Source organism: Citrobacter sp. Marseille-Q5395 (assembly GCF_947057495.1).
In the GTDB taxonomy this organism is placed as follows: Bacteria; Pseudomonadota; Gammaproteobacteria; order Enterobacterales; family Enterobacteriaceae; genus Citrobacter; species Citrobacter murliniae.
In genome coordinates this window covers 173,019-189,498 of the sequence record NZ_CAMSEL010000001.1, presented here as the reverse complement: position 1 = coordinate 189,498, position 16,480 = coordinate 173,019, and the positions used below count along the sequence as shown (strand labels likewise).

The following is a 16,480-nucleotide window of genomic DNA, read 5'->3' as shown; positions in this document are numbered from 1 at the left end:
TTCACGATAGTTAATCTACTGAGCCAAATGGATTTGTTTGTAACATTAAAGCCGGGATTAAAGTCCTGTTGGTATATGCTCGTCATACTTTAAGTTGTATAAGCATTGGCTGCGTTTATTCATCCGAATCACTTACTACAGTAAGCTCGTCGGCAGCCACTCTTGCCCTGCAACTCGAATTACCCAGAGCATGGTGTATAGCGGATAAATTGATTTGGACGCAATAATAAAGACAAATTCTGTCAAAAGTATTCAGGAATGGTGCCTGCCACTAGCCTTGCCTGGACTTTTTTATCTGCTGGCACAATATCTTAACGGTTACTGTATTTTCAATAATAATATTTTAACAGTTTACGATCTCAAGTTGGCCGTTTTTTCCGCCGCGTTGGTACTTTTTGGTTTTCGGGTACTACCAGGATTTATTCTGTTTTTGACGGTAATGTTTCTGGTTGGTCCACAAGATGGATGGGTGGATGCGCTATGCCTGACGATGGCATCAACATTGAGCTATGCAATTTACCGCAAAATAACGGGCAAGCGTAGCCGCGCCAGCTTTGGTCGCATCAAAATCAGCCTAAATCGCATAGTCTGGTTATGTGGCTTCAATATTTTACTGTACCTAGTTTTAAGTAAAATATTGGCCGTATTTTTTCATCATAACCTGCGCCCGGATGTGGCTAATTTACATGTATTAAGTCTGGAAATGCTGGTGCGCATCCAGGGGATCACCAGCGGTTGTCTGACGGGAATTCCCTTTTTCTACAAAGTCTTTCGGATCCTGCGTCGCCCGTCGTATCTGTTTACATTTAAGAAGTCCCCTGGCTATCAGGGTAAAAGTGATGTCAGCGCATACGGTGTTATTACATGGTGGACGCTGCTGGTTTGTCTGATGTTATGTTTAACATCACCGAATATTACGAATATTTTTTTCTCGTTCTATTGCCTGATTCTACTGTTCCCGTTAATGCTGTGGGGAGCCATAAAGATTGGCCACTCGTTTACCATGTTGGTGTGGACAATCGTGTTAATTATTTTAGGTAAGCATACCGACACTTATATCGCCAGCGACGAAAGTTTTATGCTGCATCAGGCGCTGGTTTCAACGCTTATCATTATCTTTTCTCTCACTATTGTTGTCATGGGAGCATTGGCTAAATTTACCCGTCAGCGGTTTAGCCAGGCCTTGTTGTTGGGGCTGACTGACCCGATGACGGGAATGGCGAATTTACGGGCGCTGAAGACAGAGTTATTTACTACCGATCACGCAACGGTCTGCCTGATTCAGTTGCCTGAGCTGGAACTCTTTTCCCGCCGCTATGGTTTTCATTTTCGCGCGCGCTACCAGAAGATTCTGGCTGAACATCTGCAGCGATATTTAGTTGAAAGTGAGAAAGTTTATTATCACGCCGGTTATGATCTGCTGATCAGGCTTGAAAATTGTACGTACGAGCGATTATGCGATTTGTATCAGGCCGCCAACAGTTTTCGCCTCTTTCATAACAACCAGCGGCTGGGGTTTCGTAGTGGCCTGGGTTATTGCCTGATTAATGATATTAGCGATGACATCTATCAATTGGTTGGCAAACTGGGCATGGCTGCGGGTTTATCGCTGACCAATGGCCGACCTGAAAATCTTGAAGCGCAGCATAGTCGGATCCTCGGTAACCACATTGTCGATAAAACGGATATTCGCACGGCATTACAAAATGCACTGGATAACAATGCATTTGTACTGATGGCTCAGCCAATAGTCAGTACCAATGGTGAAGATCCGTATCATGAAATATTGATCCGCATGCTGAATGATAAGGGGGAATTTATTCCACCAAATAGTTTTCTGCCGGTTGCGCATGAGGCTGGATTGGCACCAGAAATCGACTTATGGGTAATAGAAAATACTCTGAAAGCGATGTCGAGCCACCCCAAACGTTGTTTCTCTATTAATCTGGCCCCGGTGACGGTATGCCGTTCAAACATTGTCTCGCAGATCACAAAACTCTTACAGGATTACGCGGTGGATCCCCAGCGGGTTATTTTTGAGATAACCGAAGCCGATACGCTGTCAGATAAAGAACAAACCGTTGAAACGCTATGTTTAATTCGCAAGCTGGGATGCCGCGTAGCGATTGATGATTTCGGTACCGGGTTCGCCAGTCATGCACGTCTGATGAATATCGAAGCAGATATTTTGAAAATAGATGGCTCATTTATTCGACGGATCACTGAAAGTGAAATCAGCTACTACATCGTTGAGTCATTCTGCCGCGTCGCCGAAATGAAGAATATGCAGGTGGTGGCTGAGTTTGTTGAAAACGCCAATATTCAGGCATGCCTGGAAAAAATGAATGTGGGGTGGTTACAGGGATATCACATCGGCAAGCCGACGCCGCTGCTCACGCTGGAAGAGCGTAGCGCTAACGCAATTATGACTCAAAAAAGAGCAGTTTCTTCTCAGGTAGAGAACAAAAATTATGAGTGACATTATTAAAGTAAAAGAACGTTCGGTTACCGTATCACGAGGTGGGCCGGGGACACGCTTATTATCCTCATTGCGCGATATTCATCCTGGTGTTGCGATGAAGCTCGGAATGATTCTGGTTGTGTGCATCGCCACGCTATTGATTGGTGCCTCTTTTATTTTATCGTCTTATCTGTCCAAAGAATTGCAGGTCAATGCGCTGGAAATGATTAAGACCAATACGCGCATTTTCCATAACAGTATTTCTAATGAGTTTCAGAGGGTCACCAGAGATGCTGAGCATTACAGCAATGTTTATATTAACAACTACCAAAACGTCGCAGGAAAACCGCTGCGCTATATGGATGCAGCTGAATTAAAAGCGGTTCTGAGCAACCCAAATACCAACGCGCATTTCACCGAGTTAACCAGCGTATTCGCCAGTACTTTTGTTTTGCAAGGTGAGCAGTTTGTTCGTGTTAGCAGTACGTTACTGGCGAGTTCTGGTAACACGGCGACGGCGACAGCATTGGGACACGATAACCCTGCATTACCGCTCTTGCTGAAAAACAAACCTTTTTCTGGCGTTGTCACGCTATTTGGAAAGCAGTTTATTAGCCACTATGAGCCAATTGCCGATAAATACGGTCAGGTTGTTGGCGCTGTTGCGGTGGGTTTTGATGTCAAACAAACCCTGCAACCGATTATCAGGCAACTGCTGGATGTGCATATTGGTAAAAATGGTTACGCTTACGTGCTGGATGCCGGATTCGAACCGGGACTTATGCTGGCGCATCCTTCGCTAAGTAACCAACAGGCTATCAATATTACTGACGCCAATGGTTATAAGCTCTTTGCCGATATCCTCGAACATAAAAATGGGATCACCTATTACAACTGGGTGAGCGGTTATGGTGCTGCTCCCAAGACCAAAGTCGCTGTCTATGAATATATTGAAGGGATCAATTGGATCATTGCCACGACCAGCTATGTGGATGATGTTGCCAGGAGCAGCAACCTTGTTCGCAATGGTTTATTGCTGTTTACCGCTCTGCTGTTGCCAGTCATTTTACTGCTTATTGCCGTTGCCAGCCGTTTCCTTATTTCACGCCGTTTAAATCGGGTGCTGAGAATTGCCCAGACCATCGCGGAAGGTGATTTAACAGTTGATGTCCAGGTTGACCACCACGACGAGATTGGCGAACTGCTTGGCGCGGTAGAAATGATGCGTCAGCGCCTGCACTCGCTGGTGGGGGATATGGTCTCTCACGCCAATTCGGTACATCAGGCATCGCTGCATATTACTGAAGCTGTAGATGGGCAGGCATCAACCAGCGTGGAGACGTCATCTTCGGTAGCGGAAATCACCTCTACGATGGAGGAGCTGTCAGCCTCCTCCACCCAGATAGCCGAGCATTCGCGCGCGGTCGTCGATATTGCAAATCAGACGCTGGAAGATTGCAACAAAGGCTCAGATTCCATGTCGCAATTGCTGATGCGTATGACGGATATCGACAACGATAATCAGCAAAACATGCGAGAAATCATGATGCTCGGCAACAAGTCGACGGAAATCAGTCGCGTAATGGTGATTATTAATAGCGTCGCGGATCAAACTAAACTGATTGCCTTCAATGCGGCGCTGGAAGCGGCCAGTGCCGGAGAAGCTGGAAAACGTTTTTCTGTTGTGGCGGCTGAGATCCGTCGCCTGGCCGATTCGGTAACCGAGTCGACAGTTGAGATCGAGAATAAGATCAGCGAAATACAAAATGCGATCAACCGCCTGGTGCTGAATGCGGAAAAAGGCGGTGAGAGCATCAAAGCAGGAGCCAGAGCCTGTAAAGTGAGCGCTGAACATCTGAACGATATCGTTGTTACCGCAGAACAAACGTCTACGGCTGCGCTACAAATTTCACTGTCAACACAGCAGCAGAAAACGGCAAGTAATCAAGTGGTGATGGCGCTACGCGAAATTGTCGTCGCCAGTAACTATACCTCGCAGTCCATCAAAGACATTCTGATCGTAAGTCAGGATATGACGCAGTTGTCGAAGGCGCTGAAAGAGGCCTCGACGTCATTTACCCTGACGGATATGGATGCATGAACAGCGACAACATTCGGGTACTGATCCTCGACCTGGGCAGCGTCTCGCGCAATGACCTGGTTAAGCAACTGGAAGATCACCCGCATATTAAGGTCGTGGGGCAATCCGCCCATCGTCGACAGGCGATTCGACTGTTGCAACAACTGATGCCTGACCTGCTGATCCTGACGCTGGAAAACTCGACCGCCGATAACGTCGAGGTCGTTGAGACCATTATGGCGACCAGAGCTATTCCCATACTGGTCATGCGCTTTGGGGCTGAAAATAACGGGGATGAGGATTACATTTCCCGCGGGGCGCTGGCGGTATTGCACCAACGCAGCGATGCGCCTTTATCGACAAACGCGCTACATCGCAAAGTGGAACTGCTGGTGGGGGTGAAAGTGATCCGTCATATCAAGGGATTACGCCATCCTACAGAGCCGATAATCCCGGTCATTCACCCGGTGATGGATGCGATAAAGACTACAGCAGACTGGCCCTTTGTGCTGGCGATAGCCTGCTCGACCGGAGGGCCGCAGGCGCTAAGCAAGCTACTGCAGGATTTACCCGGTACGTTCCCCTGTCCGGTACTCATTGCCCAACATATTGCCGATGGTTTTGCGAAAAATATGGTGCACTGGCTGGACAGCGTGACCGATCTGAAGGTGCGACTGGCGCAGGAAGATGATCGGGTGGAAGCGGGGTATGTGTATGTATTACCGCCTGAGCAACATTTGATTGTTAAAAGCGATCAACGTCTGGCAGCGATCCCGCGACAGGACAGTGATGTTTATCACCCGAGCTGTAATCTGCTACTGGAGTCGGTCGCAGAAGTGTTCGGTGAAAAAGCTGTCGGGTTGATTATGACCGGGATGGGGAGCGACGGCTGTCGTGGCATTGAACTCATTTTCCAGCGTGGAGGCAGAACGCTGGCGCAGGATGAAGAAAGTTCTGTTGTTTTTGGTATGAACAAGAACGCTATCGACAAGCAACTGATACATCGCACGATCCCGCTGGATGGTCTCGCAAAGGTCCTGCTGTCGATGGCTTTTCACGGGCATTTCGAGAGCCAATTGCCATGATACCCAATCTCCCTGATTATGCCCGGTTGATAAAGGACCGGGTTGGTTTGCACTTTGATAATGCGATGGAAGCACTGCTGAAATCGGCGCTGAGTCGACGAATGGCTGAGCGGGCTATCAGTAATTATTATGAATACTATGAGCAACTCCGCCTTTCTCAGGATGAGTTCGATAGTTTCATTACGCTGATTACGATTAACGAAACCTATTTTTTTCGCGAAAGCGATACGCTGGATTTAATCTGTGACAAATGGGTGCCTCGTCTCCTGCAGCAACGTAGCGGACCGGTACGCATCCTGAGCGCAGGATGTTCATCAGGGGAAGAAGCTTACTCGCTGGCGATCAAGTTGCATGAAAAATACCACGATGACATGGCGGGGCGGGTCGAAATCTACGGTTGTGACATTGACCCGGCGATCCTGGCCAAAGCCAGAAATGGCAATTATTCCAGCTACTCGTTTCGTGGTGTCGAACCGCTTATCCAGCAGCGCTACTTTACCCGTACAGGCAATCAGTACCGTCTGCATGATGCGATCCGTGAAAAAGTCACGTTTCACCGCGCTAACATTATAAAAGAGCAATTCCTGCCAGAGATTGACATCATTTTGCTGCGCAATGTGTCTATCTACTTCGACACGCCAACACGCCGCGAACTGCACGGTAATTTGCTGAAGATGCTGCAGCCATGGGGAGCGTTGTTCTTTGGTAATGCGGAAACGCTGGCCAACAATTTCGACATCCTTAAGCTGGAGCAAGAAGACGGTATCTTCTATTTTTGCCACCATAGCGAATCTCTCCGGGTCGTACCCACGCCCAGGGTTGCGGTACGAACGCCCCTTACAGCACCTCCCGTTGTTATCGAACCACCTGCGCCAACGGCTCTTAAGTCTGATGACTGGCTGAAAAAGGCACGCGTCTGCCTCGATGAAAAATGCTTTTCTGAGGCTGAGGAATGTATTGCCTGCGTATTGCGTAATGATCCATGTAATCAGGATGCGCTGATTATTCAGGGGGTGATTGCCCTCGAGCAGTGCGAGTTTTCTCAGACCGCCGGTAATGCGCAACAGATCCTCGCGCAGGATGAGTGGTCAGCGGAAGCCAAAATGCTGCTCGGCCTGGCAATGATGTGGCAGCACCAGACACAGCAGGCAATCGCATGGTTCAAACAGGTCGTCTATCAGGAGCCTGGATATTGGCCCGCCCACTATTATCTGGCCGAAATGTATCGACAAAGCGAGCTGCGGCAACCCGCACAGCGCACGTATCGCGTGGTGATGCAATTGCTCAACGATGAAATGAAGAATCCTTCTACGGTTTGTCGTCTGCGTTTACCTATGGTCTTTCCTGGCAATACGTTTCGTTTTCTTTGCGAACATCAACTGGCGCAATTCGCCCATCAAAGCGGGTAACAAGAACGATTATGGCTATCGATCTGAAAAAATTCGTGCTGCGTTTTATTGATGAAGGGAGAGGTCATTTGCAGACGATCAGTGAGGGGGCATTTCTGCTCTCTGCTGATGAACATACCGATGCTTTAATCGGTGAGATGTTTCGGGCCGCGCATACCCTGAAGGGGGGCGCACGGATGTTGAAACTGCAGAGCATCGCAGATGTCACCCATCATCTTGAGGACGTTCTGAGCGAGCTGCGGGATAAAAAACTGACGCCTGACAGGGGGCTTGGCAACCTGATTCATGAGTCCGTGGAGTATCTTTCAAACCAACTGACCCAGCTCTTTGTCAGTGAGGGGGATAACCAACTGCCGCCAGCAGATTCGGGGTTGTGTGAACGACTTGCCTGTGCGAGCCGCGGAGAAAGTGTCTCGTTGGTGGTGGAAGCAAGCGGGCAATCAGAAAAAAATGCGGCTTCGACGGGCTCGATCGCTGTGGACGGCGGCATTAAACAAGCTGATTTTGTTCGTGTAAAACTGAATAAACTGGACAGTCTGATAGATATTCTGGGGGAAGTTGTCGCTGGCCATGACCGCCTCGAACAGCAGATACAAAACCTGAGTCAGCTTGTTCCGCGACTGTTAGGACTGAGCGCAGAGCAGCTTCGTCAGCAAATCCGCGATTTCAGTGCCCAGTTGAAGGAGAGCGTTCAGGTCCAGCATTTGCAAATGTTCGAACTGTACGACGTGGCGGCACGGATCCGTATGCTCCCGCTTTCAACCTTATTTGAGCCGATCTCCCTCCAGGTCAGTGAACTGGCCTCCACCCTGAACAAGCAGGTGGTTTGCCGCTTTGTCGGGGGAGAAGTGGAAATTGACCGTCAGCTAATTGACCGACTGTCAGAGTCACTGACGCATTTACTGCGTAATGCGGTCGATCACGGCATTGGGGAAATCGATGAGCGACTGGCGCTCGGTAAATCCACGCGCGGCACGATTACCATTACCACGCAGCAAGATGGCAGCGGAATATTATTGCGCGTGGAGGATGATGGTCGTGGTCTGAATTACCCGGCAATCAGCGCAAAAGCGGTGAGTAAAGGATTGGTGCCTGCCTCCATGGCCGGACAGCTCTCGGAACAGGAGTGTAACGAGCTTATTTTTCATCCCGGATTTTCTACCAGCCAGATTGTTTCTGAGCTTTCAGGTCGCGGTGTAGGTCTTGATGTCGTGCGTAAAACGGTGGTCACCGATCTGCAGGGGGATCTGCAGGTTTATAGCCGACAGGGGGTAGGAACGAGCTTCACTCTGCGTTTACCGGTCTCACTGACGATGATGCGCATCCTGCAATTTGAAGAGCAAGGCCATCTGTTCGGGTTGGCGGCTCAGTATGTGGTTGAGGTGGTGGAGTGTACTCCCGAGAGTATTAGCGATATTGCCGGACGCCCGGCCATTATTTTGCATAACGAGTTTATTCCGGTGGTCTGCGCAGGTGCTCTGCTGAGGATTCAGGAGCGCCAGGGGAGTTTGCCATCGACAGGGCAACGTTTAATCATCGTGCAGAACCAGTACAGCAAGATGGCGCTGCGGGTAGATAAGCTGCTCGATGAACGCAAGATGATGATCAAACCGTTACCAAAGCATATGCAACAGCAGTCGCTGGTGTCCGGAATGGTTCAGACGCCGGATAACCAACTGGTCAGCATTCTGCAAGTCCCCGCTCTGATGGCGATGGCGCAACAATCGCGACAAACCAGCCCGGTCGTTCAGCCGGTTAACGCCGTACAAAATGCATGGCATGTGCTGGTGGTCGATGACTCACTGAATACCCGAGAGATAGAGAAAAATGTGCTGGAAGCTCACGGTTATCAGGTCACGCTGGCGGAGGATGGGTTGTCCGGGTTGCAAAAAGCAAAGCTGACCCAGTTTGATGCCGTGCTTACCGATGTGGAAATGCCGTTTATGGACGGTTTTACCTTCACGAAATCGTTGCGTGGGGAGAAGAACTACCAACACACACCGATCATTATCGTGACCTCCCGTGCGAAGGAAGAAGACCGTCGTCGGGGAATTCAGGTGGGGGCGGATGCTTACATCGCGAAGGGCGATTTTGAGCAGGACAGCCTGATAAAAACATTAAAAATGCTTTTGTGCTGATGGCGCAAAATCGAGAGAGAAGATGCGAATTTTATTAGTTGATGATGATCTCTTTGCGGCTGAACTGGCGTCTGTTTTCCTGGAAATGGACGGCTACGATGTGGTGATTGTGGAAAGTGCAATCTCCGCCTTAGCGTGTCTTGATTCAGAAAAAAATATCGATCTGGTCATTAGCGATCTGCATATGCCTGAAATTAGCGGACTGGATCTGCTGGCGCTTCTGCGCGCTCAGGATTGGCCTAAACCCTTCATTTTGCTGAGTGCAAATGAAGTCACTGGAAGTGACGTACCGTATGACCGTTGGGTGAAGAAAGATGAAAACCTGGCGGAAAATCTGGGCGCTGCGGTTAATGCGTTACTGCAGCCTGCTGCTGTTACTGAATAAGCCATAACCTTACGATGAAACAAGATAATAAGCACATTGCCATGGCGGCTGCACAGGAAAAGATATCGCGTCTGCGGCAGGGGTTTTTGCGCCGTATCCCCGACATGCTGGCTCAAGCGGAAAGGTTATTGATTCAACTGGTCGAAGAACCCAGTGAAGGTTGTCGGAAACAGTTGCACATTCTACTACACAGTATCCATGGTTCGGCTGGCTCGTTTGGTTTTACCCCTCTGGCGAATGCCTCTGCTGAAGGTGAGCGTTTACTTGCAGATCCGGTGCTGGAGCAAAGCAAACTGCATTCCGACGAGCTACGTCGAATAATCAGGTGGCTGTATACCCTGACGCAAGAGCAACTCAATCTTGAACATCGTATCAGCGATACGGATTTCAAATTACCGATCGCCTCATCACGCACAAATGAAGGATTCGTCCGTCGGACCAGCAAACCGATCTATCTGTGTGATGATGATGTCGACCAGGTTGAACTGCTTGCTACTCAGTTGCGCTGTTTTGGTTTTACCTGCCATGTTTTCGCCAACACAGATGATTTTTCTCAGGCCGTGCTGTCGCAGCCGCCTTCGGTGGTGATCATGGATGTCAGTTTTCCGGATAACGCCTACGGCGGTCCGCTGACCATGTCAGATCTGAAGAATAAGGTTGGAACGGCTTTTCCGGTACTGTTCCTCTCGTGCCATAGCGACTTTAAGGCGCGGATTAACGCCATTAAATCAGGTTGTGACGGCTATTATGTCAAACCGGCTTCCATTACTGACTTAGTGCAGGAGCTCCATCGTTTGACCCAGCCGTCGCTGAAAAAGCCCTATCAGGTGTTGCTGATTGATGATGAGCCAGCGGTCGCGGAATACAATGCGGAAATGCTGCGTATGGCGGGAATGGAGGTGCATGTTCTGGAGAAACCCCAGTATTTACTGCATGTTCTGAATTCCCATCCTGTCGACCTTGTCCTGATGGACTACCATATGCCCGAGTTTAGCGGTGAGGAACTGACTAAGCTGATCCGCCAAATACCGCAGCATATTGGTCTGCCGATTGCCTATCTCTCCAGCGAGACCAACAAGACGGCGCAGCTTGGCGCAATGCGCATCGGTGCGGAGGATTTTATTCTCAAGCAGGCAGATCCTCAGGAGCTCATTCACGCGGTATCTATCCGGGCGGAAAGAATGCGCGCCTTGCGCGCCCGCATGTCGCAGGACAGCCTGAGCGGTTTATATAACCACTCGACGACAACCCATTTTCTTAAAAGCGCTATCGCTGAAGCAAACTACAGCGGTAAACCGTTCTGTCTGGTGATGGTCGATCTGGATCGCTTTAAAAGCATTAACGATACCTACGGTCATGTAGTCGGCGATCAGGTCATTGTGGGGATCTCGCAACTGTTTTCCCATCGCCTGCGCAGCACAGATATTGTGGGCCGCTATGGCGGAGAGGAGTTCGCCATCATTATGCCTAATACTAAAAGCGAAACCGCCGCGCTGGTGGTGGAGCGATTACGCAAGGATTACGAGCAGGTTGTTTTCTCCGTCAATGACACCCGTTTTCACAGTACCTTTAGCGCAGGTATTGCGCAGTGGCAATTTGGCGATCGTATTGAAGTACTCCGCGAACGTTCCGATCAGGCGCTGTATGCCGCGAAGCAAAAGGGTCGCAATACCTACTGTATTGCAGAAGAAAAGGAGAGAGTATGAGCCAACAACTGGAGCAAATTCTCGCGCTGAATCATGGTGAAAAGCCTGAGTGCGAAAGTGTTGATGAGCCGCAGCGTACGCTGGTGTTATTTCAACTGGCAGAGAATAATTTTGCGTTCTATGGCGCTCAGATCAAAGAGATCCTCGCGGAACGTCCTATCTCCTGGGTACCGTGCTGTGCGCCAATGCTGGAAGGGGTGATCAACTATCGCGGGCGGGTCGAGTCGGTGATGAGGCTGGATAGTCTCATTGATAAACCCGTAGCTAACCCGGCGGGAAAACGTACGATCCTGATCGGCTGCGGTGAGAAAATGCAAAGTGGCATCCTGATCGATAAGCTGATTGATGTTCTTGAAGTGGCAGAAAGTCAGATTCATCAGCCAGGTGATTCTCTTCCTCCGGTGCTACAAACCATCGCGGCAGGGGTGGTCAACGTGGCAGAAACCTGGTTCACCCTGCTCGATCTGGATCTGGTCTTTGGCCGCTATCAGGAGACCAGCGGCTATGAAGTCTCTCATTAATCTGGATGCGGTGCGCGTGACGCTGGGCGTGCAGGATTTTTACATTCCGGCAAACCAGGTAAAGCGCTGTGCGCGGGTAGAGCAAGTTTTGCCGGAGATCCCGCGTTTTAGCCAGTGGCTTGGTATTGCAGATGAACCGCAAGAGGGAAGCCATTTACATCTGTTTGTCCCGGATAGTGGTGTTGAGTGCGGGTGGTACTTATGGGGGCAACTGGAAAACGTAATGCTATCCAGTGATACGATATTTGCGGTTCCCCCACTTCTGGCTCGCGGTTGTCGCCTGCCTGCCCTTCGTGCATTGGTAGGCAGCGAAACGTTTAGCCCACTGTTAAGCTGGCGCTGATCTTATATATGGTTGCAAGAACGTTTTCATATGCATGATTTATTTTACCTGTAAATCATTTTGTTTTTTATTTTTAAAGTCGCTCACTTTCCTGGCGTCTTATTTACCGTTCATTACATAAATAATGATTAGTTTAAATGTCTACATGATGACTTTATTTCGGTCGTAATATCAGGTGCGTCACATTTTTAAATTTTTCAGGGTGGTCAGCGCTTTCGGGATGATTTAAATCACTTTATTTATTCTTTATTTACTCAAAATGGTTTGGTGACTCTCTACGTTAACAAGGAAATGGATATGAGTTTACCTTCCCAGGATAATAAGGTTGGGCCGGGGGCTTATTTTGCCCTGGCATTCGCCGCCGTATTTTTCTCCGGATTACTCGGGGGAAAAGAGTGGTACGGCGTATTTGATTTCACCACCCTGAATGGTGCTTTTGGCAAAGTAGTCAGTAAAGCGAGCCTTGACGGCGATACGCTGACAACGGCGACCAGCGCGTTTCGCGGTACCGGTGGTCACGGGGCGATGGATGGTTTCCTCTTCGCGTTAGGGTTGATTCCCGCGGTTATGTTTGCGTTGGGAATGATTAACGTGCTGGAGCACTACGGTGCCCTGCGTGCGGCGCGTCGTTTGTTAACGCCTTTGCTGCGTCCGCTGATGGGGATCCCGGGGAATACCGGCCTCGCGCTCATCGGCAGTTTGCAGAGTACAGACGTCGGCGCATCTCTGACGCGTAACCTGGCTGATGAGGGCGAAATCACTGAAAATGAGAAAGATATCTTTGCCATGTTCCAGTTTTCCGCTGGGGCTATGATCACCAATTTCTTCTCCTCTGGTGCAATCTTGTTCACCCTGATGGCGGTTGATGGCACACCGGCGGTGCCTGCATCCATTGGTGCATGCGTTGCTGTGATGTTCATTATGAAAATTGTTGGCGCCAACGTGATGCGCCTGATTCTGACCTTTACCAATAAAAAAGCCGAATCAACTGTACCGGGAGAAGCATCATGAGCGCGCCAACCTCTAATCCAGTTATTACCGATGTCTTTGTAGAAGGTGCCCGTAAAGGCTGGAACATTGCGACAACCAGCACTCTGCCAAACGTGGTCATGGCTTTTGTCATCATCAAAGCGCTGGAGATTACCGGTGCGCTGAAAGGGCTGGGCATGATATTTGCCCCGCTAATGGGGCTGTTTGGTTTGCCTGGCGAAGCTGCCGCAGTACTCATTGGCGGCTGGATGTCGATGGGTGGGGGTATCGGCGTGGCGATTGGCCTGTTCGACAAAGGCATCCTGACGGGAGAGCACCTGGCTATCCTCGCTCCGGCAATTTATCTGATGGGCTCTCAAGTGCAGTATCTTGGCCGCATTCTAGGGGTTATTGGCACCAGTGCGAAACGTATTCCCCTGATGATTGTTATCTCCGTTCTGAACGCTTTTTTAGCGATGCTGCTGATGCGCGTTATTCTCTGATAAGGAATTACCATGGATTTGGAAAAGTATATTGATGAACTGCAAACGCTGGTCAACGTGGATTGCGGTACGCAGACGTTAGATGGCGTTGCCAGGGTGGCTGAGGTGATGCGCGAACTCTGGCAGCAGGAAGGCTGGCACACGGAACAGGTCGATTTAGGCAGTGCGGTAGGTCCGGCGTTGCTGGCGACCAATAAACCTGCAGCGACACATTACGATGTGCTGCTGATTGGGCATCTGGACACGGTATTTCCACAGGGGACGGTGGCTGAACGCCCGATGAGCCGTGATGCCAGTCGTCTGTACGGACCGGGTGTCTCCGATATGAAAAGTGGCTTACTGAATATTGTCTGGGCAATGCGTACATTGCCAGCGGAGCATCTGGATCGCTTATCTATCGCAGTGGCAATGAACCCGGATGAAGAGACCGGTAGTGTTCACTCCAGCCAGTGGATTGGGGAACTGGCGAAGCAATCACGCTACGTACTGGTATGTGAGGCTGCCCGGGCTGACGGCTCGCTGGTAAAAGCGCGAAAAGGCGTAGGCGGGTATCAGCTGACGTTTGACGGTGTTGCTGCACATGCTGGTAATGAGCCGGAAAAAGGGCGGTCCGCTATTACCGCATTTGCCAATAGCGTACTGGCGATTAACGCGTTAACCGACGTGGCGCGGGGCACCACACTTAATGTCGGCGTGGTGCAGGGCGGAAGTGCGGCGAACGTGGTAGCGGCAAAGCTGCACGCGGAAGTGGATGTACGGTTCTGGGAAAACGAGGAATATGAACGTGTTCATCACGCGCTGGAGTCGCTCTGCCAGCAAGGTTTCCTGGATGGTGTGACCACCACGCTCACCCGTGTAAGCCATAAACCTGCAATGGCGGCGAGCGAAGAGACTCAACGGCTGATGGCGCTGGTCGAGCGCGCGGGTCTGGAAGAGGGGATTACGGTGACATGGCAGGCTGTGGGAGGAGGAAGCGACGCAAACCACACGGCAGCGTTAGGTATTCCTACGCTGGACGGATTGGGTCCGATCGGCGCAGGCTTCCACAGTTCGGATGAATGGCTGGATATTGCCTCAATCGAACCACGGATTCGTTTATTAAAACGCATCATTACCATGTTGTAATCATCAATTAATATAGCCTCGCGTGCGAGGCTATATTATTTAGTATCTCTTATATATCATATTGCTGACGTCGCCGTTCTAAACGGCGATCGCGTAGCGTTGAATAAATAAAAGTGATAACAAATAGCAGGGAAAATAAGACGACAATCGTTGGCGCGGGTGCACTGTCGATGAAAAATGACAGGTACACTCCCATAAACGAGGTCACAAGTGACATGACGACAGCCAGTAACAACGCATGGGAAAACTTTCGCGTAATTAATATCGCAATAGCGCCGGGGGCAATTAAGAGTGAGATCGACAAAATAATGCCTACCGATTTTAGCGTGGCCACAATGGTCAGGGCGATCATACACAGCAGACCGTAGTGCAATAGCGTGGTGTTCAGCCCGCTGGCTTTTGCCTGATGCGGATCAAACGCATGCAGCAGAAGATCTTTCCACTTTAACCCGATGATAAGCGCGATCCCCAGCGCAATCGCTGCCGTCTGCGCGATATCGCCAGGTGATACGCCCAGCATGTCACCGAACAAAATATGATCCAGATGGATTTCAGACTGGATCGAAACATACAACACCAGCCCCGCGCCAAACATCCCAGAGAAAACAATGCCCATCAGGGTGTCGCGCTTGATACGACTGTTATCATCGAGATACCCGGTAGCCACCGCACAGAACAGCCCGGCGACAAACGCACCAATCGCCAGAGGAATGCCCGCAATGTAAGCCAGTACTATCCCCGGAAACACGGCATGACTCATGGCGTCGCCCATCAGCGCCCAGCCTTTAAGCACCAAAAACACCGACAGCAACGCGCAGGGTATGGCGACAACAGTGGAGATGGTCAGTGCATTGACCATAAAGCTGAACTGAAAGGGTTCCAGCAACGTGGTTAAGAGCATGTGGACTCCTTGTTCACCTGACGGGCGCGGCGGCGATTCGCTAACAGACCGTGCTTAGGAGCGAAGACAAATGCCAGCAGGAACAACAGCGTTTGCAGGACGACAATAATCCCGCCGGTCGCACCGTCCAGCCAGTAACTTAGCCAGGCGCCAAAAAAGCTGGTCAGGCTGCCGATGGCTACGGCGATGGTCAGCAGGCGGGGAAAGCGATCGGTTAATAACCACGCGGTAGCGCCAGGCGTTACTACCAGGCAAATAACCAAAAATGCGCCAACGGTTTGTAGCGCTGCAACTGTGGAAACCGAGAGCAGTGTGAAGAACAGTAGCTTCAGACGGCCCGGATTCAGACCAATCGAGCGCGCGTGATTTTCATCGAAAAACACCACCATCAGATCTTTCCACTTCAGCAGCAAAATGGTCAGCGAGATCACACCAATAATCGCCAGTTGCAGAATATCTTCCGGGGCAATCGCCAGTACGTTACCGAGAATAATGGTTTGAATGTTTACTGACATCGGGTTAAGCGACACCATAAACAGCCCGATACCGAAGAAAGAAGAAAAAATCAGTCCAATGATCGCATCTTCTTTCAGGCGCGAACGCTGGTTAAGAAACAGCATACTGCCCGCAGCCAGCCCCCCGGAAAGAAATGCGCCGAGCGCGAAAGGAAGCCCTAACATCCAGGCACCGGCAACGCCCGGCACGATGGAGTGCGACAGCGCATCACCAATTAACGACCAGCCTTTGAGCATCAAATAGCATGAGAGGAACGCACACAGCCCGCCGACCATCGCGGAGACCCACATGGCGTTGAGCATGTACTGGTAGCCAAACGGTTCTGTCAGCCAGTTCAT

14 protein-coding genes are annotated in these 16,480 nt (G+C 50.3%); 12 read left to right on the top strand and 2 right to left on the bottom strand.

The features are described from left to right. The first annotated feature begins 439 nt into the window (after positions 1-439). From OH663_RS00895 to OH663_RS00840, 12 genes are all read left to right on the top strand, one after another. Complete coding sequence (locus tag OH663_RS00895; RefSeq protein WP_413814476.1) at positions 440-2,479, top strand: sensor domain-containing phosphodiesterase; 2,040 nt, start codon at positions 440-442, stop codon at positions 2,477-2,479. After that, positions 2,472-4,562, top strand: a complete 2,091-nt coding sequence (locus tag OH663_RS00890) for a methyl-accepting chemotaxis protein (RefSeq protein WP_048220677.1) — start codon at positions 2,472-2,474, stop codon at positions 4,560-4,562. The genes OH663_RS00895 and OH663_RS00890 overlap by 8 nt, the downstream gene beginning before the upstream one ends. Further along, positions 4,559-5,626 carry a chemotaxis protein CheB gene (locus OH663_RS00885; RefSeq protein ID WP_045446745.1) on the top strand — a complete coding sequence of 356 codons (1,068 nt, stop codon included), beginning with the start codon at positions 4,559-4,561 and terminating at the stop codon, positions 5,624-5,626. The genes OH663_RS00890 and OH663_RS00885 overlap by 4 nt, the downstream gene beginning before the upstream one ends. Continuing rightward, the gene (locus tag OH663_RS00880; protein ID WP_200012414.1) at positions 5,623-7,035 is read left to right on the top strand and encodes a CheR family methyltransferase; all 1,413 of its coding nucleotides are present in this window, start codon (positions 5,623-5,625) and stop codon (positions 7,033-7,035) included. The genes OH663_RS00885 and OH663_RS00880 overlap by 4 nt, the downstream gene beginning before the upstream one ends. An 11-nt stretch (positions 7,036-7,046) precedes the next feature. After that, the gene (locus OH663_RS00875; RefSeq protein WP_200012412.1) at positions 7,047-9,173 is read left to right on the top strand and encodes a hybrid sensor histidine kinase/response regulator; all 2,127 of its coding nucleotides are present in this window, start codon (positions 7,047-7,049) and stop codon (positions 9,171-9,173) included. A gap of 22 nt (positions 9,174-9,195) precedes the next feature. Beyond that, positions 9,196-9,558, top strand: coding sequence for a response regulator (locus OH663_RS00870; protein ID WP_045446737.1), 363 nt, complete (start codon positions 9,196-9,198; stop codon positions 9,556-9,558). A 14-nt stretch (positions 9,559-9,572) separates the two neighbouring features. Then, on the top strand, positions 9,573-11,264 hold the full coding sequence (locus tag OH663_RS00865) for a diguanylate cyclase (protein ID WP_263525671.1): 1,692 nt from the start codon (positions 9,573-9,575) through the stop codon (positions 11,262-11,264). Next, complete coding sequence (locus OH663_RS00860) at positions 11,261-11,785, top strand: chemotaxis protein CheW (protein WP_200012410.1); 525 nt, start codon at positions 11,261-11,263, stop codon at positions 11,783-11,785. Before OH663_RS00865 ends, OH663_RS00860 begins: the two co-directional genes overlap by 4 nt. Continuing rightward, positions 11,769-12,128, top strand: coding sequence for a hypothetical protein (locus OH663_RS00855; protein WP_045446728.1), 360 nt, complete (start codon positions 11,769-11,771; stop codon positions 12,126-12,128). The genes OH663_RS00860 and OH663_RS00855 overlap by 17 nt, the downstream gene beginning before the upstream one ends. 291 nt (positions 12,129-12,419) lie before the next feature. Then, positions 12,420-13,139, top strand: coding sequence for a nucleoside recognition domain-containing protein (locus OH663_RS00850; protein ID WP_045446725.1), 720 nt, complete (start codon positions 12,420-12,422; stop codon positions 13,137-13,139). Beyond that, positions 13,136-13,600, top strand: coding sequence for a YjiG family protein (locus OH663_RS00845; RefSeq protein WP_045446722.1), 465 nt, complete (start codon positions 13,136-13,138; stop codon positions 13,598-13,600). Before OH663_RS00850 ends, OH663_RS00845 begins: the two co-directional genes overlap by 4 nt. 12 nt (positions 13,601-13,612) lie before the next feature. Beyond that, positions 13,613-14,725 carry a M20 family metallopeptidase gene (locus OH663_RS00840; protein ID WP_200012407.1) on the top strand — a complete coding sequence of 371 codons (1,113 nt, stop codon included), beginning with the start codon at positions 13,613-13,615 and terminating at the stop codon, positions 14,723-14,725. Positions 14,726-14,774: 49 nt separating this feature from the next. On the opposite strand, the gene sitD is transcribed toward OH663_RS00840, so the two are convergent. Both sitD and sitC read right to left on the bottom strand, forming a co-directional pair. Next, positions 14,775-15,626: an iron/manganese ABC transporter permease subunit SitD gene (sitD, locus tag OH663_RS00835; RefSeq protein WP_200012404.1), complete on the bottom strand. Its 852-nt coding sequence runs from the start codon at positions 15,624-15,626 to the stop codon at positions 14,775-14,777. Further along, positions 15,617-16,480 carry an iron/manganese ABC transporter permease subunit SitC gene (sitC, locus tag OH663_RS00830; RefSeq protein WP_045446713.1) on the bottom strand — a complete coding sequence of 288 codons (864 nt, stop codon included), beginning with the start codon at positions 16,478-16,480 and terminating at the stop codon, positions 15,617-15,619. Before sitC ends, sitD begins: the two co-directional genes overlap by 10 nt.